The 22,527-nt window shown below is 66.0% G+C and carries 26 protein-coding genes; 22 read left to right on the top strand and 4 right to left on the bottom strand.

The window, feature by feature from the left end; all coding sequences use genetic code 11:
* Window positions 1–77 precede the first annotated feature (77 nt).
* Entirely contained in the window at window positions 78–1,355 is a 1,278-nt protein-coding gene (purD, locus tag ACFOHJ_RS20725) for a phosphoribosylamine--glycine ligase (protein WP_378224234.1), read from the top strand.
* Window positions 1,352–1,759, top strand: coding sequence for an arsenate reductase (glutaredoxin) (arsC, locus tag ACFOHJ_RS20720; RefSeq protein WP_378224232.1), 408 nt, complete (start codon window positions 1,352–1,354; stop codon window positions 1,757–1,759). The genes purD and arsC overlap by 4 nt, the downstream gene beginning before the upstream one ends.
* Before the next feature lie 27 nt (window positions 1,760–1,786).
* Here arsC and ACFOHJ_RS20715 read toward each other — a convergent pair whose 3' ends face one another.
* Window positions 1,787–2,947, bottom strand: a complete 1,161-nt coding sequence (locus ACFOHJ_RS20715; RefSeq protein WP_378224229.1) for a glycoside hydrolase family 25 protein — start codon at window positions 2,945–2,947, stop codon at window positions 1,787–1,789.
* 210 nt (window positions 2,948–3,157) lie between these two features.
* Here ACFOHJ_RS20715 and ACFOHJ_RS20710 point away from each other — a divergent pair, with 210 nt between their 5' ends.
* Together ACFOHJ_RS20710 and ACFOHJ_RS20705 are read left to right on the top strand one after the other, a co-directional pair.
* Complete coding sequence (locus ACFOHJ_RS20710; RefSeq protein WP_378224227.1) at window positions 3,158–4,933, top strand: acyl-CoA dehydrogenase; 1,776 nt, start codon at window positions 3,158–3,160, stop codon at window positions 4,931–4,933.
* A gap of 8 nt (window positions 4,934–4,941) precedes the next feature.
* A complete protein-coding gene (locus ACFOHJ_RS20705) occupies window positions 4,942–5,694 on the top strand; it encodes a crotonase/enoyl-CoA hydratase family protein (RefSeq protein WP_378224225.1) in 753 nt (250 codons plus the stop codon).
* A gap of 12 nt (window positions 5,695–5,706) precedes the next feature.
* Here ACFOHJ_RS20705 and ACFOHJ_RS20700 read toward each other — a convergent pair whose 3' ends face one another.
* Both ACFOHJ_RS20700 and pdxH read right to left on the bottom strand, forming a co-directional pair.
* Window positions 5,707–6,156: a hypothetical protein gene (locus tag ACFOHJ_RS20700; protein WP_378224223.1), complete on the bottom strand. Its 450-nt coding sequence runs from the start codon at window positions 6,154–6,156 to the stop codon at window positions 5,707–5,709.
* A 7-nt stretch (window positions 6,157–6,163) separates the two neighbouring features.
* Entirely contained in the window at window positions 6,164–6,781 is a 618-nt protein-coding gene (pdxH, locus tag ACFOHJ_RS20695) for a pyridoxamine 5'-phosphate oxidase (protein ID WP_378224220.1), read from the bottom strand.
* A gap of 39 nt (window positions 6,782–6,820) precedes the next feature.
* Here pdxH and ACFOHJ_RS20690 point away from each other — a divergent pair, with 39 nt between their 5' ends.
* From ACFOHJ_RS20690 to ACFOHJ_RS20675, 4 genes are all read left to right on the top strand, one after another.
* Window positions 6,821–7,327 (top strand): RT0821/Lpp0805 family surface protein, encoded by a 507-nt coding sequence (locus ACFOHJ_RS20690; RefSeq protein ID WP_378224217.1) that lies wholly within the window; start codon window positions 6,821–6,823, stop codon window positions 7,325–7,327.
* Window positions 7,328–7,380: 53 nt separating this feature from the next.
* On the top strand, window positions 7,381–8,331 hold the full coding sequence (locus tag ACFOHJ_RS20685) for a DnaJ C-terminal domain-containing protein (RefSeq protein WP_378224216.1): 951 nt from the start codon (window positions 7,381–7,383) through the stop codon (window positions 8,329–8,331).
* A 103-nt stretch (window positions 8,332–8,434) separates the two neighbouring features.
* Window positions 8,435–9,253 carry an enoyl-ACP reductase FabI gene (gene fabI / locus ACFOHJ_RS20680; RefSeq protein ID WP_378224213.1) on the top strand — a complete coding sequence of 273 codons (819 nt, stop codon included), beginning with the start codon at window positions 8,435–8,437 and terminating at the stop codon, window positions 9,251–9,253.
* Window positions 9,254–9,311: 58 nt separating this feature from the next.
* On the top strand, window positions 9,312–9,899 hold the full coding sequence (locus tag ACFOHJ_RS20675) for a histidine phosphatase family protein (RefSeq protein WP_378224210.1): 588 nt from the start codon (window positions 9,312–9,314) through the stop codon (window positions 9,897–9,899).
* 104 nt (window positions 9,900–10,003) lie between these two features.
* On the opposite strand, the gene ACFOHJ_RS20670 is transcribed toward ACFOHJ_RS20675, so the two are convergent.
* Window positions 10,004–10,282, bottom strand: coding sequence for a DUF1344 domain-containing protein (locus ACFOHJ_RS20670; protein ID WP_378224208.1), 279 nt, complete (start codon window positions 10,280–10,282; stop codon window positions 10,004–10,006).
* Between the two features lie 197 nt (window positions 10,283–10,479).
* On the opposite strand from ACFOHJ_RS20670, the gene aroC reads away from it, so the two are divergent.
* From aroC to ACFOHJ_RS20600, 14 genes are all read left to right on the top strand, one after another.
* A complete protein-coding gene (gene aroC / locus ACFOHJ_RS20665; protein WP_378224206.1) occupies window positions 10,480–11,577 on the top strand; it encodes a chorismate synthase in 1,098 nt (365 codons plus the stop codon).
* Window positions 11,578–11,714: 137 nt separating this feature from the next.
* A complete protein-coding gene (gene ribB / locus ACFOHJ_RS20660; RefSeq protein WP_378224205.1) occupies window positions 11,715–12,812 on the top strand; it encodes a 3,4-dihydroxy-2-butanone-4-phosphate synthase in 1,098 nt (365 codons plus the stop codon).
* Window positions 12,813–12,923: 111 nt separating this feature from the next.
* Entirely contained in the window at window positions 12,924–13,904 is a 981-nt protein-coding gene (locus ACFOHJ_RS20655; protein ID WP_378224202.1) for a hypothetical protein, read from the top strand.
* 69 nt (window positions 13,905–13,973) lie between these two features.
* A complete protein-coding gene (locus ACFOHJ_RS20650; RefSeq protein WP_378224200.1) occupies window positions 13,974–14,900 on the top strand; it encodes a histone deacetylase family protein in 927 nt (308 codons plus the stop codon).
* A 2-nt stretch (window positions 14,901–14,902) separates the two neighbouring features.
* Window positions 14,903–15,154 (top strand): exodeoxyribonuclease VII small subunit, encoded by a 252-nt coding sequence (locus tag ACFOHJ_RS20645; protein WP_378224197.1) that lies wholly within the window; start codon window positions 14,903–14,905, stop codon window positions 15,152–15,154.
* Window positions 15,155–15,229: 75 nt separating this feature from the next.
* On the top strand, window positions 15,230–15,481 hold the full coding sequence (locus ACFOHJ_RS20640; RefSeq protein WP_378224195.1) for a type II toxin-antitoxin system Phd/YefM family antitoxin: 252 nt from the start codon (window positions 15,230–15,232) through the stop codon (window positions 15,479–15,481).
* A complete protein-coding gene (locus ACFOHJ_RS20635) occupies window positions 15,478–15,870 on the top strand; it encodes a type II toxin-antitoxin system VapC family toxin (RefSeq protein ID WP_378224192.1) in 393 nt (130 codons plus the stop codon). Before ACFOHJ_RS20640 ends, ACFOHJ_RS20635 begins: the two co-directional genes overlap by 4 nt.
* A 16-nt stretch (window positions 15,871–15,886) precedes the next feature.
* A complete protein-coding gene (locus ACFOHJ_RS20630) occupies window positions 15,887–16,807 on the top strand; it encodes a pirin family protein (RefSeq protein WP_378224190.1) in 921 nt (306 codons plus the stop codon).
* Between the two features lie 81 nt (window positions 16,808–16,888).
* Entirely contained in the window at window positions 16,889–18,802 is a 1,914-nt protein-coding gene (gene dxs / locus ACFOHJ_RS20625; protein WP_378224187.1) for a 1-deoxy-D-xylulose-5-phosphate synthase, read from the top strand.
* Window positions 18,803–18,948: 146 nt separating this feature from the next.
* On the top strand, window positions 18,949–19,221 hold the full coding sequence (locus ACFOHJ_RS20620; protein ID WP_378224186.1) for a hypothetical protein: 273 nt from the start codon (window positions 18,949–18,951) through the stop codon (window positions 19,219–19,221).
* A 56-nt stretch (window positions 19,222–19,277) separates the two neighbouring features.
* Complete coding sequence (locus ACFOHJ_RS20615; protein ID WP_378224184.1) at window positions 19,278–20,042, top strand: TlyA family RNA methyltransferase; 765 nt, start codon at window positions 19,278–19,280, stop codon at window positions 20,040–20,042.
* Window positions 20,039–21,280 (top strand): class I SAM-dependent RNA methyltransferase, encoded by a 1,242-nt coding sequence (locus tag ACFOHJ_RS20610; protein WP_378224182.1) that lies wholly within the window; start codon window positions 20,039–20,041, stop codon window positions 21,278–21,280. Before ACFOHJ_RS20615 ends, ACFOHJ_RS20610 begins: the two co-directional genes overlap by 4 nt.
* Window positions 21,281–21,441: 161 nt before the next feature.
* Entirely contained in the window at window positions 21,442–21,813 is a 372-nt protein-coding gene (locus ACFOHJ_RS20605) for an antitoxin Xre/MbcA/ParS toxin-binding domain-containing protein (protein ID WP_378224180.1), read from the top strand.
* Window positions 21,806–22,318 carry an RES family NAD+ phosphorylase gene (locus tag ACFOHJ_RS20600; RefSeq protein WP_378224178.1) on the top strand — a complete coding sequence of 171 codons (513 nt, stop codon included), beginning with the start codon at window positions 21,806–21,808 and terminating at the stop codon, window positions 22,316–22,318. Before ACFOHJ_RS20605 ends, ACFOHJ_RS20600 begins: the two co-directional genes overlap by 8 nt.
* Window positions 22,319–22,527 lie beyond the last annotated feature (209 nt).

Below are 22,527 nucleotides of genomic sequence, written 5' to 3'. Positions count from 1 at the left end.
GGGCGACCGTGGCTTGACCCGGCACCGACAGCCAAATACCGGGTGGTTCTTCGGCTGATCACCGTGAGGGCATATCCATGAACGTACTTCTCCTTGGTTCCGGCGGCCGTGAACATGCGCTGGCGTGGAAACTGGCGGCCTCGCCGATGTTGAAGAAGCTGTACGCGACCCCCGGCAATCCGGGCATCGCCCGCGAGGCGGAACTGGTGGCGCTCGACGTGGCCGATCATTCGTCCGTAGCTGCCTTCTGCCGGGAGAAGGAAATCGGCCTCGTCGTGGTCGGGCCGGAAGCGCCGCTGGTGGCGGGGCTTGCCGACGACCTGCGCGCCGCCGGCATCCGCGTCTTCGGCCCGTCGCGTGCGGCGGCCCAGCTCGAAGGCTCCAAAGGGTTCACCAAGGACCTGTGCGCCCGCTACGCCATCCCCACCGCCGCCTACGGCCGCTTCGACCGGCTGGAACCGGCGAGGGCCTATGTCGAGAAGACGGGCGCGCCGATCGTCATCAAGGCGGACGGCCTGGCGGCAGGCAAGGGCGTCACCGTCGCCATGACCATGGCCGAGGCGCTGGCCGCGCTGGAAGCCTGCTTCGACGGTTCGTTCGGTAGCGCCGGGGCGGAAGTGGTGGTCGAGGAATTCCTGACCGGCGAGGAGGCCAGCTTCTTCTGCCTGTGCGACGGCACGACGGCGCTGCCCTTCGGCACCGCGCAGGACCACAAGCGGGTGGGCGAGGGCGACACCGGCCCGAACACCGGCGGCATGGGGGCCTATTCGCCGGCGCCGGTGATGAGCCCGGCCATGGTCGAGGCCACCATGCGCGAGATTATAGAGCCGACCATGCGCGGCATGGCTGAGATGGGCATGCCGTTTTCCGGCGTGCTGTTCGCCGGCCTGATGATGACCGCTGAGGGGCCGAAGCTGATCGAATACAACGTCCGCTTCGGCGACCCGGAATGCCAGGTGCTGATGATGCGTCTGAAGGACGATCTCCTGGTGCTGCTCAACGCCGCCGTCGACGGCCAGCTTGGCCACATGTCGGTGCGTTGGAGCGACGAGGCGGCGCTGACGGTGGTGATGGCCGCGAAGGGTTATCCTGGCACGCCTGAAAAAGGCTCGCCCATCGGGGGCGTCGACGAGGCGTCGGGCGAGCATGTCGAGATCTTCCATGCCGGCACGGCGGTGAAGGACGGCGCGCTGGTCGCCAACGGCGGGCGCGTGCTCAACGTCACCGCCACGGGGGCGACAGTAGGCGCGGCGCAGGAACGGGCCTACCGGGCCGTCGACCGCATCGACTGGCCGCAGGGCTTTTGCCGCCGCGACATCGGCTGGCGGGCGGTCGAGCGGGAAACCGCGAAATGAGCGTGACCATCTATCACAACCCGGCCTGCGGCACGTCGCGCAATACGCTGGCCATGATAAGGGCCTCGGGCGAGGAACCGGTGGTCATCGAATACCTGAAGACGCCGCCGTCGCGGGAGCGGCTGGTCGAGCTGCTTGGCCTGCTCGGATTGAAGCCGCGCGAGTTGCTGCGCGAAAAGGGAACGCCCTATGCCGAACTCGGCCTCGGCGATCCAAAATGGAGCGACGACGAAATCCTCGATTTCATGCTCGCGCATCCTATCCTGATCCAGCGCCCCATTGTCGTGTCGGAAAAAGGCGCCGTGCTGGCGCGGCCCTCGGAGCGGGTGCTGGAGGTGCTTGCCAATCCGCACATCGGCGACTTCGTCAAGGAAGACGGCGAGGTGGTGAGGACTGGCGGATAGGCGGAAACGCGGGCTCAACCGCTCCGATCAAGGGTGGCCGGCAGGAGGCCTGCGGCCGATCGATCCGGTGGCGACGGGGTCGATGCCGGGCTCCGGTGAACTTGCCAGCACCAGTTCCGGCGGCGGCCCTTCCAGCTTCGCCGCTGCCAATTCGATCATCGCCTGCGCCGGCAGTTGCGCCACGGCCATCGTCCAGTCGCTGCGGAAGGTGCTCCAGCGCTGGCGAAGTGCCGCCACCAGTTCGCCGAAAGTCGGCGTCGGCGCCACGGCGACATAGGTCAGGGAAACGTTGCCCTTGAGCGCCTCTTCCCGCGAAATCGGCACCGGTACGCTGGCCAGCATCTCGGCCGGCGCGTCCACCAGCCCGCCGAACGGCCATTGCTGGCGCAGGTCCTCGGCCGACATCGGGACTACGTTGACGTCGATGTCGTTGGGCGTGCCGGCGACACGGTAAGGGCAATGTACGCGGCCGCAATTGGCCTGCGCGGAGAACTGCCACAGCGTGTAGCTCTGCCAGTACCCCATCGGGAAATGAACGTCGATTTCCGGCTTGTAGCGCGCGTACCAGAGCCGCAGCCGCGACAGCAGCGGGTAGCGCAGGCGGTTTTCGGCAATGTGCCGGGCGGTCATGCCATTGGTGTAGAGCACGGGAAAACGGCCGACGCGGCGGCGGATTTGCCGCACGAATTCTTCCGCGTCTTCCAAAGACATCCATTTTTCCGGATCGTTGTCCTCGATGTCGAGGGCGATGAGGTCGTCCGGTCCGGGCTCGGCGAAGTCGATGAAGTTGTCGGCCTGTTCCACCGGGTTGCCCGGCCGGGCAAGGTGGTAGGCGCCCCATTTCAGGCCGAGCATGCCGGCCATCGCCTTGCGCGTATGGAAAAGCTCGCGTGCCACCGCATGGCGTTTCCACAGCGCCTTGCACAGCCGGTACGCGGTTTCGTCGCCGGCACAGAAATAGGGCGGCGGCAGCCCGTCCGATGCCTTGGCGATGAAGCCGGCGATGCGCTTGTCGGTGGCGAGCGCGGCCCAATCGATCGGATTGTATTCGTAGGCGTCGATGACCAGCGCCCGGTCCGGCCTTTTCCACGGCTCCGAAAAATCGGAGGCGGCGGCGCCGGTCGCGGCCGCCGCGACGGCGAAGGCGGTCAACGCCGCGCGTAAAAGGAATCGCGCCTTCTGCTTCAAGCCCCGGACCTCGCAGGCATCACCACGATACCTTGCGCTGATCCTGAACGCTTATGGTTAACGTTTTGATTCCACTGGGCAGCCTCGCTGCCGGCAAGAATCCGCGTGACAAGATTTGACGTTTACGTCAAACCTGACAGGCTGAATGACCAGTGGCCTTGCCGCCCGCGTGGCGCGATAGTGGCCGGGTTGCCAATCTGGAGGAAGCGCATGTACCGCGCGCCAGTCGAGGAAATCGCCTTTACGCTGAAGCATGTCGCCGGGCTGGAGGAGGCGCTCGAGGCCGGGTTGTTCGGCGACCTCACAAGCGACCTGGTCGATGCCGTGCTGGGCGAGGCGGGCCGCTTCGCCTCGGAGGAAATCGCGCCGCTGGCCAGGGTCGGCGATGAACACGGTGCACTGTTGAAGGACGGCAAGGTGGCGACGCCGCCGGGCTGGAAGGAACTTTACCGGCGTTGGGTCGAGGCCGGCTGGAACGCGCTGTCCGGCCCGGAAGCCTATGGCGGGCAGGCGCTGCCAACCCAGTTGGCGATGGCCACGCAGGAAATGTGGAATTCCGCCGCGATGGCCTTCGGCCTCGGCCCGATGCTGACCATGGGGGCGATCGAGGCTCTGGACAAGCACGCGACCGAGGACCTGAAGGCGAAATACCTGGCCAGGCTGGTGTCCGGCGAATGGATGGGCACTATGAACCTGACCGAGCCGCAGGCGGGCTCGGATGTCGGGGCGCTGCGCACCCGCGCCGAACCGGCCGGCGACGGCACTTATCGCCTGTTCGGCCAAAAAATATTCATCACCTACGGCGAGCAGGATTTTTCCGACAACATCGTGCATCTGGTGCTGGCGCGCCTTCCCGACGCGCCCGCCGGCACGCGCGGCATTTCGCTGTTCCTGGTGCCGAAGTTCCTCGTCAACGACGACGGATCGCTGGGCCGGCGCAACGACGTGTTCTGCTCCGGGCTGGAGCGCAAGCTCGGCATTCACGGCTCGCCCACCTGCACCATGATCTATGGCGACGGCTTCGCGGGAGCCGAGCCCGGCGCCATCGGCTGGCTGATCGGTGAGGAGAACAAGGGGCTCGCCTGCATGTTCACCATGATGAACAATGCGCGCCTAGCCGTCGGCATCCAGGGCATGGCGCTTGCCGAGGCGGCGACGCAGAAGGCGCTCGCCTACGCCAATGAGCGCCGGCAGGGCAAGGCGGCGGATCATGCCGGCGGGGGCATGGCCGCGATCGTCCACCACCCGGACGTGCAGCGCAATCTCCTGACCATGAAGGCGCTGACGCAGATGGCGCGCGGCATTTGCTACGCCTGTGCCTTTGCCCTCGACATGGGCCGGGTGGTGCGCGGCGGCGAGGCCGGGTACTGGCGAGAGCGCGCCAACCTTCTGACGCCGCTCGCCAAGGCGTTTTCCACCGATGTCGGGGTCGAGGTCGCCTCGCTCGGCGTGCAGGTGCATGGCGGCATGGGCTTCATCGAGGAAACGGGAGCCGCAGCCCTTTACCGCGACGCGCGCATCGCGCCGATCTATGAGGGCACCAACGGCATCCAGGCGATCGATCTGGTGACGCGCAAGCTGCCTCTTGGCAATGGCGAGGTCGTTCACGCCTACCTCGACGAACTGGTGGCGATCGCCGCCGCAGCCCGTACCGCCGAGATAGCCGAACTGGGCGAGGCGGCCGATCTGCTGGATCGGGCGCTGGAGGACGTGTCGGAGGCAACGCGGTTTCTCCAGGACCGGTTCGCGGCCGGCGACCAGCAGGTGCTGCTGGCAGGCGCGACACCCTATCTGCGACTGCTTTCGCTGACCGCCGGCTGCGCCTATCTGGCGCGCGCGGCGGTTGCCGACCGCTCCGAGGCCCGCGCCGCGCTCTGCCGGTTCGCGGCCGAAAACCTGCTTGGCGAAGTGGCCGCGCTCAAGCAGCGCGTCATTGCCGGCGCCGGCAGCCTCGCGGCGGCGGCCAGGGCGCTGATCGCAGAATGAATGGCGGCATGAGCGACCAGATTCTCGTCGAGCGGAGCGGCGCGGTGCAGGTGATCGGCATGAACCGGCCGGACAAGAAGAATGCGCTGACGCGCGCCATGTATGCGGCGATGACGCGGGCACTCGTCGCTGGCGATGCCGATCCTGCCGTGCGGGTCCATGTTTTCCTCGGCGTTCCCGGCGCCTTTTCGGCCGGCAACGACCTTGCCGATTTCCTGACCATCGCCAGCGGCGGCGAGGGCGGGCAGGAGGTCTGGGATTTCCTGCTGGCGCTGGCGCGTTCCCAAAAGCCGATGGTTTCCGGCGTCGACGGCATCGCGGTCGGCATCGGCACCACGCTCAACCTGCATTGCGACCTCACCTTCGCCACGCCGCGTACCGTCTTTCGCACGCCCTTCGTCGACCTGGGGCTGGTGCCGGAAGCGGGCTCCAGCCTGCTCGTGCCGCAAATCCTCGGCCGCCAGCGCGCCTTTGCCCTGCTCGGCCTCGGCGAAGGGCTTTCGGCCGAAGAGGCGAAAGAGATGGGCCTGATCTACGACGTGGTCGAGGAGAACCTGCTGGAACAGACGGCGCTTGCCGCCGCCGAAAGGATCGCCGCCAAGCCGCCGCAGGCGCTGAAGATCGCCCGCGACCTGATGCGTGGCTCCCGCGAGGAACTCGTCGCGCGCATCGATATCGAAGCCGACCATTTCCGCGAGCGCCTGAAGTCCGATGAAGCCCGCGCCGCGCTGACGGCGTTCATGGAGCGCAAGAAGGGGTGACGGGGATAGCCGTCAGGCCAAGCCGTGATCCCGCATCGCCTGCGCTTCGTCCTGGGCGATCCAGGCGAAGATCGCCGGTCGGTCGCCGGCAAAGTTGACGAAATAGATATTCCGGAAGGCGATGGTTCCCGCTGCGTCGTCGCGGGGGCGCAGATAGTCGAATTCCCAATCGGCACGGACCATGGCGTTCGTGCCGTCCAGGGCTTCTACCGTCATATGCACGATCTCGAAGCGTGTGCCGCCCATGGCGCGATATGCCTCGAAGTTCTGCCGCAAGGTTGCGGGGAGGGTCTCGTCCTTTGCCCAGCCCATGACCCCTGTCGGACTTGCGCCGACGAAATAGCCGGCAAAGGCCTGGGCCAGGGCATCGATGTTGGCGCGGGCGGCGCCGCGCAAGGCCTCATTGCTGAGTCGGCTATAGTCCAGAAACAGCGCTTGCGCCTTGCTCTCCAGCGCGTTCATCTCGGCCTCACGGATAAAGTCGGGTTTTCGTCCACTCTCCCGTGCCCTCGCGGTCGAACACGACGCGGTCGTGCAGGCGGAAGGGACGATCGTGCCAGAACTCGATATGGCTCGGCAGGATGCGGAAGCCCGACCAGTGTTTCGGGCGCGGGATGTCGCCGATGGCGTAGCGCGCGGTGTATTCGGCGACCGCCTTTTCCAGCGCGAAACGGCCTTCCAGCGGCCGCGACTGCTTCGAGGCCCAGGCGCCGATGCGGCTGCCGCGCGGCCGCGACGCGTAGTAGGCGTCGGCTTCCGAGTCGCTGACGATCTCGACGGGCCCGCGCACGCGCACCTGCCGGCGCAGCGACTTCCAGTGGAAGCACATGGCGGCCTTCATGTTGCCGAGGATTTCTCTGCCCTTGGCGCTCTCGAAATTGGTGTAGAAGACAAAGCCGCGCTCGTCGAAACCCTTCAGCAGCACCATGCGCACGTCGGGCAGGCCGTCGGCGTCCACGCTCGCCAGCGCCACCGCGTTGGGGTCGTTCGGCTCCGATTTCGTGGCGTCCTCCAGCCACTTGGCGAACAGCCGGAACGGCTCCGTGCTTTCGGTGAAGTCACTGTCTGTTAACGCGGCATCGCTCATAGTTTCTTCAAACTCTATCCGTTGGCGGGAGATTGCCGATTGTCGCGCTTTGCGCAAGCATTTGACACCCTGCCTGCAAGCCTTTTCGGTTCGGCCAGCCTGAAGGCGGGGCTGCTGGCCGGCTTGTTCATGCTGTGCGGTTGCGGCGTCGGCGGTTTCAGCCTCGAACAGGCCGATGTCGACAGATCCATCGTCACCTCCAGCGTCGGCTCGCCGGCCGCCCCGGACGACTCGACGCTTGCCGCCGATCAGGCGACGATCCGCAACGCGGTGTCCTCGGCCGATGTCGAGACGCTGGCGGGCAAGGAACTGCCCTGGGCCAATGCCGAGACCGGCTCGCGCGGCACCATCCTGAAGCTGGCGGAAGACAAGGTGACCGGCCGGCTGTGCCGGCGCTTCACGACCACGCGCGAAAGCTTCGACGGGGTGACCCTGTTCAGCGGCGAGGCCTGCATGGTAGGCACCGGCGCCTGGCGTATCGAGAATTTTTGGGCCGCGCCGGATTCTGCGGCGGCCGGCCCGGCAGGCACTGGAATTTCTTCCTAGTCGCACGCATATAGTAGGCGACTATAACTTCACCTTTGTTCAGGGCAGGGTATATGCGCGACCCCTATGAGGTGCTGGGCGTTGCCAGGAACGCTTCGGCCAAGGATATAAAATCGGCCTACCGCAAGCTCGCCAAGAAGTATCATCCGGACCAGAACCCGGACGATCCCAAGGCGAAGGAACGCTTTGCCGCCGCCAACCAGGCCTATGAGGTGGTCGGCGACGAAAAGAACCGCGCCGCCTTCGACCGGGGCGAGATCGATGCCGAGGGGAAGCCGCGGTTCCAGGGTTTCGAAGGCTTCCAGAACGCCCAGGGCGGCGGCGATCCCTTTGCCGCTTTCCGCCAGCGCCAGCAGCGCGGCGGGCCGGGCGCGAGCCATTTCGAGTTCCGCTCGGGCGGGCGGCCGGGCGGCGATCCGTTCGACGGCAACAGCGACATCTTCAGCCAGATCTTTGGCGACGCCTTCGGCCAGCAGGCGGGCGGCCGGCGCACGCAGGCAGCCCCCGCCGGCGAGGATATTTCGGTGACGCTGGACGTCACCATCGAGGAAGCCGCGACCGCGCCCAAGGTGACGGCGATGTTTCCTAACGGGCGCAAGATCGCGGTCAAGCTGCCGGCCTATCTCGAGGATGGCCAGACCATCCGCCTGAAGGGGCAGGGCGAGCCCTCGCCGTTCGGCGGCAAGGCGGGCGACGCGCTGGTCAAGATCCGCTTCCGCAAGCACGGCCGCTACCGCGTCGAGGGCCGCGACCTGCATGTCGACCTGCCGGTTTCGCTCAAGGATGCGGTGCTGGGCGCCAAGGTGGCGGTGGAGACGCCGTCGGGGCGGCTGGCGCTGACCGTGCCCGCCTGGTCGAGTTCGGACAAGGTACTGCGGCTGAAGGGCCGCGGCCTGCCGGTCAAGACCGGCGGCCATGCCGACCTTTACGTCCATGTCCAGATCATGCTTCCGGAAGGCGGAAACGCGGAACTGGAGGCGCTTTTGCGCAGGCAAAACGATTAGACCGGCCCGATTGCCGGCGGCCCGGCCTCGTTTGCACGCTTGAAGGGGAAGGGCGGCTGTGCGATAGGCTGGCCAATCGGAACATGTGACGGAGAGCCTTTCGATGGCGGGTGGACAGGGCCTGATGGCCGGCAAGCGCGGCCTTATCCTGGGCGTGGCCAATAACCGGTCGATTGCCTACGGCATTGCCAAGGCGTGCGTGGACCAGGGCGCGGAAATCGCGCTGACCTATCAGGGCGAGGCGTTCAGGAAGCGCGTCGAGCCGCTGGCGGCCGAACTCGGCGCCCACGTCGCCGGCCATTGCGACGTCACCGATCCGGCGAGCCTCGACGCGGTGTTTGCCGATGTCGCCGCGCATTTCGGCAAGATCGATTTCCTCGTCCACGCCATCGCCTTCTCCGACAAGGAGGAACTGGACGGCCGCTACGTCGAGACGACGCGCGCCAATTTCAACCGCACGATGGAAATCTCGGTGTTCTCCTTCACCGATGTCGCCAAGCGTGCCGAAGCGCTGATGCCCGACGGCGGATCGCTGGTGACGCTGACCTATTACGGCGCCGAGAAGGTGATGCCCCACTACAACGTCATGGGCGTCGCCAAGGCGGCGCTGGAGGCCAGCGTGCGCTATCTGGCGGTCGATCTCGGCGGCAAGGGCATCCGCGTCAACGCGATCTCCGCCGGCCCGATCAAGACGCTGGCAGCCTCCGGCATCGGCGACTTCCGCTACATCCTGAAGTGGAACGAATACAATTCGCCGCTGAAGCGCACGGTGACGCCGGAAGAAGTCGGCGCGTCCGGGCTTTACCTGTTGTCCGACCTGTCGCGCGGCGTGACCGGCGAGGTCCATCATGTCGATTCCGGCTACCACGTCGTCGGCATGAAGGCGGTGGACGCGCCCGACATTTCCACCATCAAGGACTGACGCCCCTTCCATTCGCGTGTCGGAGCCGGGCGGAAGCCCCTGCGGAGGCTTTGGACTGATGTCCCTGCTTGTCTATTTCGTTCGCCACGGCCAGACCGACTGGAACGCGGAGAACCGGCTGCAAGGCCAGGCCGACACCGACCTCAATGCGCTCGGGCGCGAGCAGGCGAGCGAGAACGGCCGCAAGCTGGCCGGGCTGATCGCCGATCCGAAAGGCTTCGACTTCGTCGCCAGCCCGATGAGACGTACGCGCGAGACGATGGAACTTCTGCGGGCCGCGATGGGCCTCGATCCCCATGCCTACCGGACCGATCCCCGGCTGGTGGAAGTGAATTTCGGCGACTGGCAGGGCTTCACCTATGCCGAGCTCGAAGCCGTGCGCCCCGGCATTTCCAACGAGCGCAGTCTCGACAAATGGGATTATCTTCCCTCCGGCGAGGGCGCCGAGAGCTACCAGATGCTCTGTGACCGGATAAGGCCGTGGTTCGAGGAACTTTCGCACGACACGGTTTGCGTCACGCATGGCGGCGTCATCCGCGCCCTGTTCCGCATCGTCGAGAATACGCCCAAGGAAGTGGCGGCCAGCCTCGACACGCCGCAGGATCGCCTGCTGCGGCTAAGGGACGGCCACCTCGAGTGGATATGAACTGGAGCGGTTCTGGTTTCCACGGAAACGGCAGAACCGCTCTATCTCTTTGTTTTATCCGCATTCCGGACGCAAAAGCGTTCCATGCTTTTGCTGGAAATGCTCTAGTCAGCGTCCTCGGCGTCCGGCAGCTGCATGTCGGTGATGACGTTGCCGCTATCGGTCACGTCGTAGGCGATGACGATATCCATGCCTTCCTTCAGCGAATCGATATCGGTCTCGGCATTCATCTTGTAGGTCTTGCCGTCGTCGAGCGTGATCGTGAGCGCGTTGCGGTCGATCTTCTTGATCAGGCCCTCCGTCTGCGCCGCGAAGGCGGCCGTGGAAATCAGCAGCGTGGCGGTGACGGCGCCGAGCAGGGCACGTCCGACTGGGTTACGCATGATCTTCCTTTATTTTCGTACGCCCGTTTCCCTGAGGGGATGATGGCTGGTGGTGGAAGATGCAGAAACCAGATCAATGTGTCAAAGCTTAGATCGCGGCTGGGGATTGCGTGCCCGTTCTCCCGTTTGACCCCCGCTCAAAACGCCAATAGAAGGCTGCGACGTGCCGGCCCGTGGCCGCTGAAGGTTTTGTTTTCATGTCGCACAACACGTTCGGTCATCTCTTCCGTGTCACCACCTGGGGCGAAAGCCACGGCCCGGCGCTGGGCTGCGTGGTCGACGGCTGCCCGCCCGGCATCCGCTTCACCGTGGCCGAGATACAGGCCGAACTCGATCGCCGCCGTCCGGGCCAGTCGCGCTTCGTCACCCAGCGGCGCGAACCGGACGCGGTAAAGGTCCTTTCCGGCACCATCCTCGACGAGGACGGCGAGACGCTGATCACCACCGGAACGCCCATTTCGATGATGATCGAGAATGTCGACCAGCGCTCCAAGGATTATGGCGAGATCGCCCGGCAGTACCGGCCGGGCCACGCCGACTATACCTATGACGTGAAATACGGGCTGCACGATCACCGCGGCGGCGGCCGCTCCTCCGCCCGCGAGACGGCGGCGCGGGTGGCGGCCGGCGCGATCGCCCGCAAGGTGGTGCCGGGCGTGGTGGTGCGCGGCGCGCTCGTTTCCATGGGCGAAAAGTCGATCGAGCGGGCGAACTGGAACTGGAATTTCGTCGACGACGCCGAAAATCCGTTCTTCACCCCCGATCCGGCCTCGGTTCCCGTCTTCGCAGACTATCTCGACGGCCTCCGCAAGGCGGGCAATTCGGTCGGCGCCGTCATCGAGATCGTCGCCGACGGCGTGCCGGCCGGTCTCGGCGCGCCGATCTACGCCAAGCTCGACCAGGACATCGCGTCGAACCTGATGTCGATCAACGCGGTCAAGGGCGTCGAGATCGGCAACGGCTTCGAGGCCGCGCGCATCACCGGGCAGGAGAACGCCGACGAAATGCGCATGGGCAACGACGGCAAGCCGGTGTTCCTCTCCAACCATGCCGGCGGCATCCTCGGCGGCATTTCGACCGGCCAGCCGATCGTGGCGCGCTTCGCCGTCAAGCCGACTTCCTCGATCCTCACGCCGCGCAAGTCCATCGACAAGGACGGCAACGATGTCGATGTCGTCACCAAGGGCCGCCACGACCCTTGCGTCGGCATCCGCGCGGTGCCGATCGGAGAGGCAATGGTGGCCTGTGCGCTTGCCGACCACTACCTGCGCCATCGCGGCCAGACAGGAAGATGAGGGCAGTAGGGCAATAAGGCAGTAGGGCAGCATGTTGAACTGCCCCTTGCCGGCTTCCGCCCAACCTCCCTATCTTCCTACTGCCCTACTGCCCTACTGCCCTACTGCCCTACTGCCCTTTGCGAGCGAGCCGAGCCATGTACGACCAGAAGAAAATCGTCGAGACCCTGCGAGCCTTCGAACGCGGCGAGATCGTCGTGGTGACCGACGATGACGACCGCGAGAACGAGGGCGACCTGATCGTCGCGGCGGTTCATTGCACGCCCGAAAAGATGGCCTTCATCGTGCGCCACACCTCGGGCATCGTCTGCACGCCGATGCCGCATGCAGAGGCCAAGCGGCTGAACCTCGCCCCGATGGTGGCGGAAAACGATTCGGCCCATACCACGGCCTTTACCGTCAGCGTCGATTTCAAGCACGGCACCACCACCGGCATCTCGGCCGAGGACCGCACGCTGACCGTGCGCAACCTCGCCAACGGCAATGTCGCCGGCTCCGACTTCCTGCGTCCCGGCCACATCTTCCCGCTGGTCGCGCGCGAAGGCGGTGTGCTGATGCGCTCCGGCCATACCGAGGCGGCGGTCGACTTGTGCAAGCTCGCCGGCCTGCCGCCGGTCGGCGTGATCTCCGAACTGGTCAATGACGACGGCACGGTCAAGCGCGGCCCGCAGGTGAAGGCGTTCGCCGAGGAGCACGGGCTGCGGCAGATTTCGGTGGCCGATCTCATCGCCTACCGGCAGCGCCAGGAAAAGCTGATCGAGCGCGTCGCCTGCGCCGAGATTTCGACGCCGTGCGGCAAGGCGACCGTCTATTCCTACACGCTGCCGTGGGACGTCATGCATCACCTCGCCATCGTCTTCGGCGATATCCGCGACGGCGAGGACGTTCCGGTGCGGCTGCACCCCGAAGATGTGGTCAGCGACGTGTTCGGCACCGACCATCGCCTCGACGCCATCATGAAGCTGATGGGCGAGCGCAAGCGCGGCGTCATCGTCTATTTGCGCGAGGGCTCGGTGGGCGTTGCGCACCAGGACCGCAAGCGGCCCCTGCAGGAAGGGCGCGAGGACCACGAGGAAGCGCGCCGTCGCGAGAGCGAGTGGCGCGAGATCGGGCTCGGCGCGCAGATCCTGAAGGATCTCGGCATCTCCTCGATCGACCTGATTTCCTCACGCGAGCGGCATTATGTCGGGCTTGAGGGGTTCGGCATCCACATCGCCCGGACCGAAATTCTCTGACCGGGCTGCTTGCCTGAAGCAGCTTCCGTCCACCCGTGAATAGGGCCTCGCCGGCGATTGACAAAGGCCGCCGGCTGGCGATGCTCTCCGTTTTCTCGGGGGGAGGGGGAAATGTGGGATTTCAGCGTCGGCAGGTCGGTGTCCGTCATGCTTCGGACATGGCCGTTCATTGTCCTTCGCATGATCGTCTATTTCGGCATCACGCTGGCCTATATCGTGGCGACCGGCACCGGCGCCGGGGTCGGCTGGGGCGTCGGCCATATCCTTGCCGACGGAGGCCCGCAGAGCGCGGCGCTTCTTGGCGGCATAGCCGGGTTCTCGGTCGTATCGATGGTCGTCTACTGGCTGCGTGAATACATCCTCTACGTGGTCAAGGCCGGCCATGTTGCCGTCATGGTCCATCTCGTCGATGGCCACGAGGTTCCGGCGGGAAAGGGCCAGATTGCCTATGCACGGGAAGTGGTGACCGAGCGCTTTGCCGAGGCCAACGTCCTGTTCGTGGTCGACCAGTTGGTCAAGGGCGCGATCCGCGCGGTCACCGGGCTTATCGGCGGCGTGGCCGCCTTCCTTCCCATTCCGGGCCTGAGCGGCGTGGTCGGCTTCATCAACACGATCGTTCGCCTGTCGATGATCTATGTCGACGAATTGATCCTCGGCTACAATATCCGCGTCAATTCGGCCTCGCCGTTCGAAACGGCAAGGCAGGGCGTCGTGCTCTATGCCCAGAACGGCAAGGCCATGGTCAAGAACGCCGTCTGGCTCGCGCTGATCATGTGGGGCGTGGCCGGTGCCATTTTCCTGCTGATGCTGGCGCCGGCCGGCGCCGTGGTCTACTTCATGCCGGGCCAGTTGAGCGGCTGGGCCTTCGTGTTCGCCATCGTCTTCGCCTGGGCGCTGAAGGCGGCCTTCGTCGAGCCGTTCGCCATCGCCTGCCTGATGCAGGTCTACTTCAAGGCGATCGAGGACCAGGTTCCCGATCCGGCCTGGGACAGGCGGCTGGCGGAGGCTTCCTCCAAGTTCCGCGAACTCAAGGACCAGGCGCTGGGTGGCTTCGGCGGCCGGCGTCCGGCAGCGGCCGCGCAGGATGCCTGAACTGTTGACGGCCTGGCTTTAGATGGCGCTGTCCATGGTCAAAGCGGCCATGGACGCCTATATCGGGGCATGGCTACACGGCTCTACACGCATCCGATTTTCCTTGAGCACATCACCCCGCCCGGTCACCCCGAGCGCCCCGACCGGCTGCGCGCCATCGCGCGGGTGCTGGAGGACGAGGCCTTTGCGGCGCTCGATCGCGTCGAGGCTCCGGAGGGCGACGAGGCGGCCATCCTGCATGCGCATCCGGCCGAGTTCGTCGCGCGCGTGCGCTCCGCAATTCCGGAAACCGGCATCGCGCGCATCGACGCCGACACCACCGCCAGCCCCAGAAGCTGGCAGGTCGCCATCACGGCGATCGGAGCGGCCAATGCCGCCGTCGACGACGTGTTCGAGGGGCGCGCCGACAACGTCTTCGTCGCCGCGCGGCCGCCGGGCCACCATGCGGAAAAGACCACGGCGATGGGTTTCTGCCTGTTCAACAACGCCGCCATCGCCGCCCGCCATGCCCAGAAAAAATACGGCGTCGGGCGCGTCGCCATCGTCGACTGGGACGTGCATCACGGCAACGGCACGCAGGACATTTTCTGGGACGATCCCTCGGTGCTCTATTGCTCGACGCACCAGATGCCGCTTTATCCCGGTACCGGCGCGACCAGCGAGGTCGGCGCGGGCAACATCGTCAACGCGCCGCTTTCGCCACGCACCGGCAGCGATCTGTTCCGCGACGCCATGCAGTCGCGGGTGCTGCCGGCCATTGACGACTTCGCGCCCGACCTGATCATCGTCTCGGCGGGGTTCGACGCGCATCATCTCGACCCGCTGGCCGAGATCAACCTGACCGAGGACGACTTCGACTGGGCGACCGGCCAGTTGATGGAGCGGGCGGATCGCCACTGCGGGGGCAAGCTGGTGAGCCTGCTCGAAGGCGGTTACGATCTGCAAGGACTGGCGTTTTCTGTGGCCGCCCATGTCGGGCGACTGATGAAAGGATGATCATGGCTGACCAAGCGAACGAGGATGTCGCACAGATGAGCTTCGAGCAGGCGCTCGATGCGCTGGAGAAGATCGTCGACGACCTCGAGCGCGGCGATGTCCCGCTCGACCAGTCGATCCGCATCTACGAACGCGGCGAAGCGCTGAAGGCGCATTGCGACCGCTTGTTGAAGGCTGCCGAAGACAAGGTTGAAAAGATTCGCCTTTCGCGCGACGGCAAGCCGGCCGGCACCGAGCCGCTGGACGGCGAGTAGCCGAGCCGCGGCGCGCTTGTTGAAGCTGCGGCGCTGCCATCTTATACTTAGCTAAATCTGGCTAAGGAGGCTGTGATGGGTATGGTCAACATGCTGGAGGCCAAGACCACGCTGTCCGAGTTGGTCGAGGCCGTGGAAAGCGGCGCCGAGAAAGAAATCATCATCGCGCGCGACGGCAAGCCGGCGGCCAAGCTTGTGCCGGTCGAGGCGCCGAAGAAGAAGCTTCGGCTGGGGGTGCTTGCCGGCAAGTATCCACCGATGGATTTTGATGCCTTCCAGGCAATGGATGCCGAGATCGAGGCCATGTTCCTCGGTGAGGAGAAGTGAAGTTTCTTCTCGATACGCATGTCGCGATCTGGACCCTTACTGAGCCTAAGCGCATTCCCCAGCGGTTCATGGAAATGTTTGGCAGCGCTGAAAATATCGTCGCTGTTTCAGCGGTAGCCATCTGGGAGATCGCGATAAAGCATCGGCTGCAACGGCCAGACAGCCCACCGTTTTCCGGTCATGAGGCAATAGGGCATTTCGAGACGGCTGGGTTCGCTCTGCTGGACGTCGCGCCCGCGCACGCCGCCGTCGTCGAGCGCCTGCCCTTGCTGCATAGCGATCCGTTCGACCGGCTCATGCTGGCGCAGGCGATCGTGGAGGACATGCAATTGGTGACATACGATCGCCATCTGGCGCGCTACGGCGCAGGGATACTCACCTGGCAATGACCAAGGACGCGGACATATGAGCTTCTTTCCCGGAAACGATCCCAATATCGGCGACGTCTATGCCTGCGACCAGATCGAGCTGATGGTCATTCCCAACGTGCGCGACATCGACGGCTTCGAGGTACGCCGCGCGCTGCCGACCGCGCGCCGGCGCATGGTCGGGCCGTTCATCTTCTTCGACCAGATGGGGCCGGCGCTGCTTCGGGCCGGGCAGGCGCTCGACGTGCGGCCGCACCCGCATATCGGCCTTTCCACGGTCACCTACCTGTTCGACGGCAAGATCAGGCACCGCGATTCGCTCGGCACCGAAATGGTGATCGAGCCGGGCGACGTGAACCTGATGACGGCGGGGCGCGGCATCGTCCATTCCGAGCGTACGCCCGAGGAACTGCGCGGCGCTCCGATGTCGGTGTCCGGCTTGCAGACCTGGCTCGCCTTGCCGGAGGACAAGGAGGAGATTGCGCCCTCCTTTGCCCATACGATCGGCGGCGAACTGCCGGTGTTCGACGCGGAAGGGGTCAGCGGGCGCCTCATAATCGGCGATTTTCACGGGCATCGCTCGCCGGTCCGGCCGACGTCGGAAACGCTTTATGCCGATATCCGGCTCGCGCCCGGCGCGCGGGTGAAAATCCCGGCCGACGCCGAGGAGCGCGCCATCTACACGCTGGAAGGCGAGGTCGCGATTTCGGGCGATGTTTTCCCGGCGCAGCGCCTGCTGGTGTTCAAACCCGGCGATGAAATCGTCGTTTCGTCGTCGCTCGGCGCGCATTTCATGCTGTTCGGGGGTGCATCGCTGGCCACGAGGCGCTACATCTGGTGGAATTTCGTGTCCTCGTCCAAGGAACGGATCGAGCAGGCCAAGCAGGAATGGAAAACCGGCCGCTTCGATATTGTCCCCGGAGACGAGGAAGAGTTCGTTCCGCTGCCCGAAAGCTAGGCGCGGCATTGACGCGCCTTTACCTTCCGGGGACAGCGTCTTATCTCGTGCGTGTTCAGATATTCAGCAGGCCGGTATAAATTGAATCCAAGACCCAGCACGCCGCTTCTCGACACGGTCAGCATCCCGGCAGACTTGCGCAAGCTTGCCGAGAAGGACTTGCCGCAACTGGCGGCCGAGGTCCGGGCCGAACTGATCGACACCGTTTCCCAGACCGGCGGCCATCTCGGCGCGGGGCTCGGCGTGGTCGAACTGACCGTCGCCCTGCATTACGTCTTCAACACGCCCGAGGACCGGCTGATCTGGGACGTCGGCCATCAGGCCTACCCCCACAAGATCCTCACCGGCCGGCGCGACCGCATGCGCACGCTGCGGCAGGAAGGCGGGCTTTCCGGCTTCACCAAGCGCACCGAGAGCGAATACGATCCGTTCGGGACGGCCCATTCCTCGACCTCTATCTCCGCCGGCCTCGGCATGGCGGTCGGGCGCGACCTGTCCGGCGGCACGAACAACGTCATCGCCGTCATCGGCGACGGGGCGATGTCGGCCGGCATGGCCTACGAGGCGCTGAACAACGCCGGTGCGCTCGACGCCAGGCTGATCGTCATCCTCAACGACAACGATATGTCGATCGCCCCGCCGACCGGAGCGATGAGCGCCTATCTGGCGCGCATGGCCTCCGGCAAGACCTATCTCGGCATCCGCGACGTCGGCAAGAAACTGACCTCCTATCTGGGCAAGACCATCGACCGCGCCATCACCCGCGCCGTCGAGCATGCGCGCGGCTACGTCACCGGCGGTACGCTGTTCGAGGAGATGGGCTTTTTCCACATCGGCCCGATCGACGGCCACAATCTGGAGCACCTGATCCCGGTGCTGAAGAACGTGCGCGACAACGGCCACGGCCCGGTCCTGATCCATGTCGTGACGCAGAAGGGCAAGGGCTATGCGCCGGCCGAGGCCGCGCCCGACAAGTACCACGGCGTCAACCGCTTCGACGTCATCACCGGCGCGCAGGCCAAGGCGCCGGCCAACGCTCCGAGCTATACCAAGGTATTCGGCGAAAGCCTGGTGCAGGAAGGCCGCGAGGACGACCGCATCGTCGCCATCACCGCGGCCATGCCGTCTGGCACCGGTGTCGACCTGTTCGCCAAGGCGTTCCCCAAGCGCACCTTCGATGTCGGCATTGCCGAACAGCACGCCGTGACCTTCGCCGCCGGCCTTGCGACCGAAGGCTACAAGCCGTTCGCGGCGCTTTATTCCACCTTCCTGCAGCGCGCCTACGACCAGGTCGTGCACGACGTGGCGATCCAGCACCTGCCTGTGCGCTTCCCCATTGATCGCGCCGGCTTCGTCGGCGCCGACGGGCCGACCCATTGCGGCGCTTTCGACACGACGTTCCTTGCGACCCTGCCTGGCTTCGTCGTCATGGCGGCCAGCGACGAGGCCGAGCTTCGCCACATGGTGCGCACGGCCGCCGCCTATGACGACGGCCCGATCTCGTTCCGCTATCCGCGCGGCAACGGCGTCGGCGTCGACCTGCCGGAGCGCGGTTCCGTGCTGGAGATCGGCAAGGGGCGCATCGTCCGCGAAGGTACCAAGGTGGCGCTGCTTTCCTTCGGCACGCGCCTGGCCGATTGCCTGCTCGCCGCCGAGGAACTGGGGGCTGCCGGCCTGTCGACGACGGTGGCCGACGCCCGCTTCGCCAAGCCGCTGGACGAGGATCTGGTGCGTCGTCTCGCCCGCTCGCATGAGGTGCTGCTGACGGTGGAGGAAGGCGCGATCGGCGGCTTCGCCAGCCATGTCCTGCAGTTCCTCGCGATCGAGGGGCTGCTCGACAGCGGCCTGAAGGTAAGGCCGCTGGTGCTGCCCGACGCCTTCACCGACCACGCCAAGCCGGAAAAGATGATTGCCGACGCCGGGCTCGACGCCGCCGGCATCGTGCATGCCGTATTTACCGCGCTCGGCCGCACGGCGCAGGCCCAGCGCGCCTGATTCACTAGTTGAGCGAGATGAATCACGGTCTCGGCGATTTGCCGTAACCGATTGTTCACGCTGACCTTTGGGGCTTTCCTTACCCTTTATCTTGGCGGTTTTTTGAAGTCTCCCTGCTAGCAGTGGCCAGGCAGGGAGCGACAAGAATGAACACTATCGTCATCGGAATGGCCGCCCTGGCCATCCTCACCGCGCCGGCCTTTGCCGAGATGCGCTATGATCGAAAGCTCGAACAGGCGGCGATGGAGATCGTCGCCGGCAAGATCGGCGACCTTCGCGGCGGCTTCATCTATACGCAGAAGGTGCAACTTGTCGTCAGGCAGGACCAGGCCCGGTCCCCGGATGCGGAAATGCCGACGGTAAACGCGGATAACGCGGCAAATACCGGCCTGCCGCCGTCGTCGGTGCCGCGTCTTTGACCTGATCCTGTCGGACGGCTCTTGCCACGGCGGCCGGCATTCGCCAAGGAAGGCCGATGAACCCGCATCAGCCAGCCAGCCAGCGCCAGCGGCTCGACGAACTGCTCGTCGGCCGGGGCCTGTTCGTCAGCCGCTCGCGCGCCCGCGACGCCATCGAGCGCGGCACCGTTGCCGTCGACGGCGCGGTGGTGCGCAAGCCGGGGCAGGCGTTCCGGCCTGATGCCGCCGTTGTTGTCGACGATCCGGCGCAGGCCTATGTCTCGCGCGCGGCGCTGAAACTGGTCGCCGGGCTGGACCATTTCGGCTTCGATCCGGCAGGGGCGGAGGCGCTCGACATCGGCGCCTCGACTGGCGGTTTCACGCAGGTGCTGCTGGAACGGGGCGCAACGCATGTCAGCGCCGTCGATGTAGGCCACGGCCAGATCCACCCGAGCCTTGCCGGCGATCCGCGCGTGACCGTCATCGAGGGGCTGAACGCGCGTGACCTGACGCCGGAGACCCTCGGCGGCCGCGTTCCGGATTTCGTCGTCTCCGATGTCAGCTTCATCTCGCTGAAACTGGCGCTGCCGCCGGCGCTCGCGCTGGCGAGGGCGGGGGCGAAAGCGGTGCTTCTGGTCAAGCCGCAGTTCGAGGCCGGGCGCGAGGCGATCGGCAAGGGCGGCCTGCTCAAGAATCCTGCGGATGCGCCGCGCCTCGCCGAAGACCTGCGCACTTGGCTCGATGGCATGCCCGGGTGGCGGGCGATCGGCTTCTGCCCGTCGCCCATCGAAGGCGGCGACGGCAACCGCGAATTCCTGCTTGGCGGGGAAAAGACACGATGACCACGCGCTTTACCGTTCAGAGACTTGGCGCCCAGGGCGACGGCATCGCCGCGACGGCGGAGGGCGAGGTTTTCATCCCCTTCGCTTTGCCCGGCGAGACCGTCACCGCGGCGCGCGAGAAGAACCGCGCTACGCTGATGGCGGTGGTCGAGCCTTCGCCGCAGCGGGTCGCGCCGGCCTGCCGCCACTTCATCGAATGCGGCGGCTGCGCCATCCAGCATCTGGAGGCCGACGCCTATCGCGCATGGAAGCGCGGCAAGGTCGAGCACGCGCTGAGATCGAAGGGCATCGAGGCGGAAGTCGACGCCATCGTGCCTTGCGAGCCGCACAGCCGACGCCGTGTCACCTTCAGCGCCCGCAGGACCGCCGGCGGTATGCTGTTCGGCTTCGTCCGGGCGCTGTCGAACGAGATCATCTCCATTGGCGAGTGTCCGATCGCGGTGCCGGAGATCATGGCCCGGCTGGAGCCGCTGAAGGCGCTGGCCAGCCTGATCTGTGTGACGACGAAGCCGTTCCACATGACCGTGACGGCAACGGGGTCGGGACTCGATATCGCCGCCTCCGACACCGGCAAGATGGATGAACGCCAGCGCCGCGCCGCCGCCGATTTCGTCATCGCCCAGCACTTCGCCCGGCTTTCCGTCGATGGCGAAATCGTCATCGAGCCGCAGAAGCCGATGGTGCGCTTCGGCGATGTCGCCGTGAACGTGCCGCCTGGCGTCTTCCTGCAGGCGACGGCGGCGGCCGAGGCGGCGATGGCGGAACGGGTCGGCGCGCATCTGGCGCGGGCGAAAAGGGTGGCGGACCTGTTCTCCGGCTGCGGCAGTTTTGCGCTGCGGCTAGCCGCGAAGGCGGAAGTGCATGCCGTGGAAGGCGATGCGGCGGCGCTGGCCGCGCTTGACCACGGTTTTCGCTTCGCCACCGGCCTGAGGCGGGTGACCACCGAGCGGCGCGACCTGTTCCGGCGGCCGCTGACCTTCAAGGAACTGAACGCCTTCGACGGACTGGTGTTCGACCCGCCGCGCGCCGGCGCGGAGGACCAGTCGAAGCAGATTGCCCGTTCGGACGTTCCGCTGGTGGCCGCGGTGTCGTGCAATCCGGTTACCCTGGCGCGCGACCTGGCGATCCTGCTTGCCGGCGGCTATCGCCTGAAGAGCGTGACCCCCGTCGACCAGTTCCTGTGGTCGCCGCATGTGGAAACGGTGGCACTCTTGGAGAAGCCGCGCAAGCGGCGGTGAGGGAAGGCCATAGAAGGTCGCCCCGCTTGCGGGGAGAGGTGGCTCGGCGAAGCCAAGACGCAGAGGGGATTCTTACCCACGATCTTCCCTGCGCTTGAATTGCGCCCCCGTTGCGCCTATTTTGACCGGTAGATGTCAAATCGCGCAAGGAGGATGGGTGAATGACCGCCGCGATCCTTGAAATACCGGTCACCCGCTTTGGCGACAAGGGCGCGCCGTTCCTATCGGCCCGCCGCGTTGCCGAACTGCTGGGCGTAACGCTTTCCGAACTGGCGGGCCTGATCGGCGTCGCCCGCAACACGCTGGCCGCCAAGGCCGGCGCGCGCAAGGTCGATGCCGCGCTGAGCCCGGTGGTGCGCATCCTGTCGATGGCCGGCGAGATGGCCGGCGACGAGCAGCGCGCGGCGCTCTGGTTCAAGCACCAGCCGATCCCCGGCTGGGCAGGCAAGACCGCCTACGACCTGGTGCATGAGGGCAAGGCCGACAAGGTGCTGGCCTATCTGGAGGCCGTGCGCTCCGGCGTCTATGCCTGACGGCGCACCGCCGCTCGAACTATGGCGCGCCTTCGTGCCGCGTTGGGCGCATCTGCCTTTGTCGGGGGAGGGAGCCGCACGCTTCGGCGGCCGCTGGAACCCGGTCGGCATGCCGGCGATCTACGCCGCGCGCGAATTGTCCACCGCCTGGGCCGAATACAACCAGGGTTTCGTCCAGCATCCGGCGCTGATCGCCAGGCTGAGCCTATCCGGCGCCCGGCTGGCTGACCTGACGGACGAGGCGGTCCTGGCCGAACTGACGGTGAAACCTGCCATCCACCGCTGCGAATGGCGCGACGCCATGGATCGCGGCCGGGTGCCCGAAACCCATGCGCTCGCCAGGCGCCTGCTGCGCAAGGGCTGGCACGGCGTGATCTACCCCTCCTTCATGTCGCCGGGCGGCAGTTGCGTGGCGCTGTGGCGCTGGAACGACAAGGACGCGCCGCGCCTCGACGTTATCGACCCGGAACATCGCCTGCCGAAATCACCCGCTTCGTGGCTGTGAGGCGACGGCGCAAAGGCCCCTCTCCGTCGCGCTACGCGCGCCACCTCTCCCCGTAAGCGGGGCGAGGAACCCAAGCTGGAAAAGCGCCGAGGTTGCGGCAGAAGTTCCTCGCCCCGCTTGCGGGGAGAGGTGGCTCGGCGAAGCCGAGACGGAGAGGGGAACCCGATGCGGCTACTCAGCCGCAGGGGGCCTGGCCCCCTCGGCAAGGC

This window comes from Aquamicrobium soli (assembly GCF_042646345.1).
Lineage (GTDB): Bacteria > Pseudomonadota > Alphaproteobacteria > Rhizobiales > Rhizobiaceae > Mesorhizobium > Mesorhizobium soli_A.
This window is presented reverse-complemented; position numbering and strand designations above follow the sequence as displayed.

Bases quoted from the DNA above. Each gene is read 5' to 3' on its own strand.
- ACFOHJ_RS20650 (WP_378224200.1), top strand. From the start codon at position 13,974: ATGGCTACACGGCTCTACACGCATCCGATTTTCCTTGAGCACATCACC.
- ACFOHJ_RS20700 (WP_378224223.1), bottom strand. From the start codon at position 6,156: ATGAACGCGCTGGAGAGCAAGGCGCAAGCGCTGTTTCTGGACTATAGC.
- purD (WP_378224234.1), top strand. From the start codon at position 78: ATGAACGTACTTCTCCTTGGTTCCGGCGGCCGTGAACATGCGCTGGCG.
- pdxH (WP_378224220.1), bottom strand. From the start codon at position 6,781: ATGAGCGATGCCGCGTTAACAGACAGTGACTTCACCGAAAGCACGGAG.
- ACFOHJ_RS20610 (WP_378224182.1), top strand. From the start codon at position 20,039: ATGACCACGCGCTTTACCGTTCAGAGACTTGGCGCCCAGGGCGACGGC.
- ACFOHJ_RS20605 (WP_378224180.1), top strand. From the start codon at position 21,442: ATGACCGCCGCGATCCTTGAAATACCGGTCACCCGCTTTGGCGACAAG.
- ACFOHJ_RS20645 (WP_378224197.1), top strand. From the start codon at position 14,903: ATGGCTGACCAAGCGAACGAGGATGTCGCACAGATGAGCTTCGAGCAG.
- ACFOHJ_RS20600 (WP_378224178.1), top strand. From the start codon at position 21,806: ATGCCTGACGGCGCACCGCCGCTCGAACTATGGCGCGCCTTCGTGCCG.
- fabI (WP_378224213.1), top strand. From the start codon at position 8,435: ATGGCGGGTGGACAGGGCCTGATGGCCGGCAAGCGCGGCCTTATCCTG.
- ACFOHJ_RS20670 (WP_378224208.1), bottom strand. From the start codon at position 10,282: ATGCGTAACCCAGTCGGACGTGCCCTGCTCGGCGCCGTCACCGCCACG.
- ACFOHJ_RS20615 (WP_378224184.1), top strand. From the start codon at position 19,278: ATGAACCCGCATCAGCCAGCCAGCCAGCGCCAGCGGCTCGACGAACTG.
- ACFOHJ_RS20620 (WP_378224186.1), top strand. From the start codon at position 18,949: ATGAACACTATCGTCATCGGAATGGCCGCCCTGGCCATCCTCACCGCG.
- ACFOHJ_RS20640 (WP_378224195.1), top strand. From the start codon at position 15,230: ATGGGTATGGTCAACATGCTGGAGGCCAAGACCACGCTGTCCGAGTTG.
- ACFOHJ_RS20675 (WP_378224210.1), top strand. From the start codon at position 9,312: ATGTCCCTGCTTGTCTATTTCGTTCGCCACGGCCAGACCGACTGGAAC.
- ACFOHJ_RS20710 (WP_378224227.1), top strand. From the start codon at position 3,158: ATGTACCGCGCGCCAGTCGAGGAAATCGCCTTTACGCTGAAGCATGTC.
- ACFOHJ_RS20630 (WP_378224190.1), top strand. From the start codon at position 15,887: ATGAGCTTCTTTCCCGGAAACGATCCCAATATCGGCGACGTCTATGCC.
- ribB (WP_378224205.1), top strand. From the start codon at position 11,715: ATGTACGACCAGAAGAAAATCGTCGAGACCCTGCGAGCCTTCGAACGC.
- ACFOHJ_RS20705 (WP_378224225.1), top strand. From the start codon at position 4,942: ATGAGCGACCAGATTCTCGTCGAGCGGAGCGGCGCGGTGCAGGTGATC.
- arsC (WP_378224232.1), top strand. From the start codon at position 1,352: ATGAGCGTGACCATCTATCACAACCCGGCCTGCGGCACGTCGCGCAAT.
- ACFOHJ_RS20655 (WP_378224202.1), top strand. From the start codon at position 12,924: ATGTGGGATTTCAGCGTCGGCAGGTCGGTGTCCGTCATGCTTCGGACA.
- aroC (WP_378224206.1), top strand. From the start codon at position 10,480: ATGTCGCACAACACGTTCGGTCATCTCTTCCGTGTCACCACCTGGGGC.
- ACFOHJ_RS20685 (WP_378224216.1), top strand. From the start codon at position 7,381: ATGCGCGACCCCTATGAGGTGCTGGGCGTTGCCAGGAACGCTTCGGCC.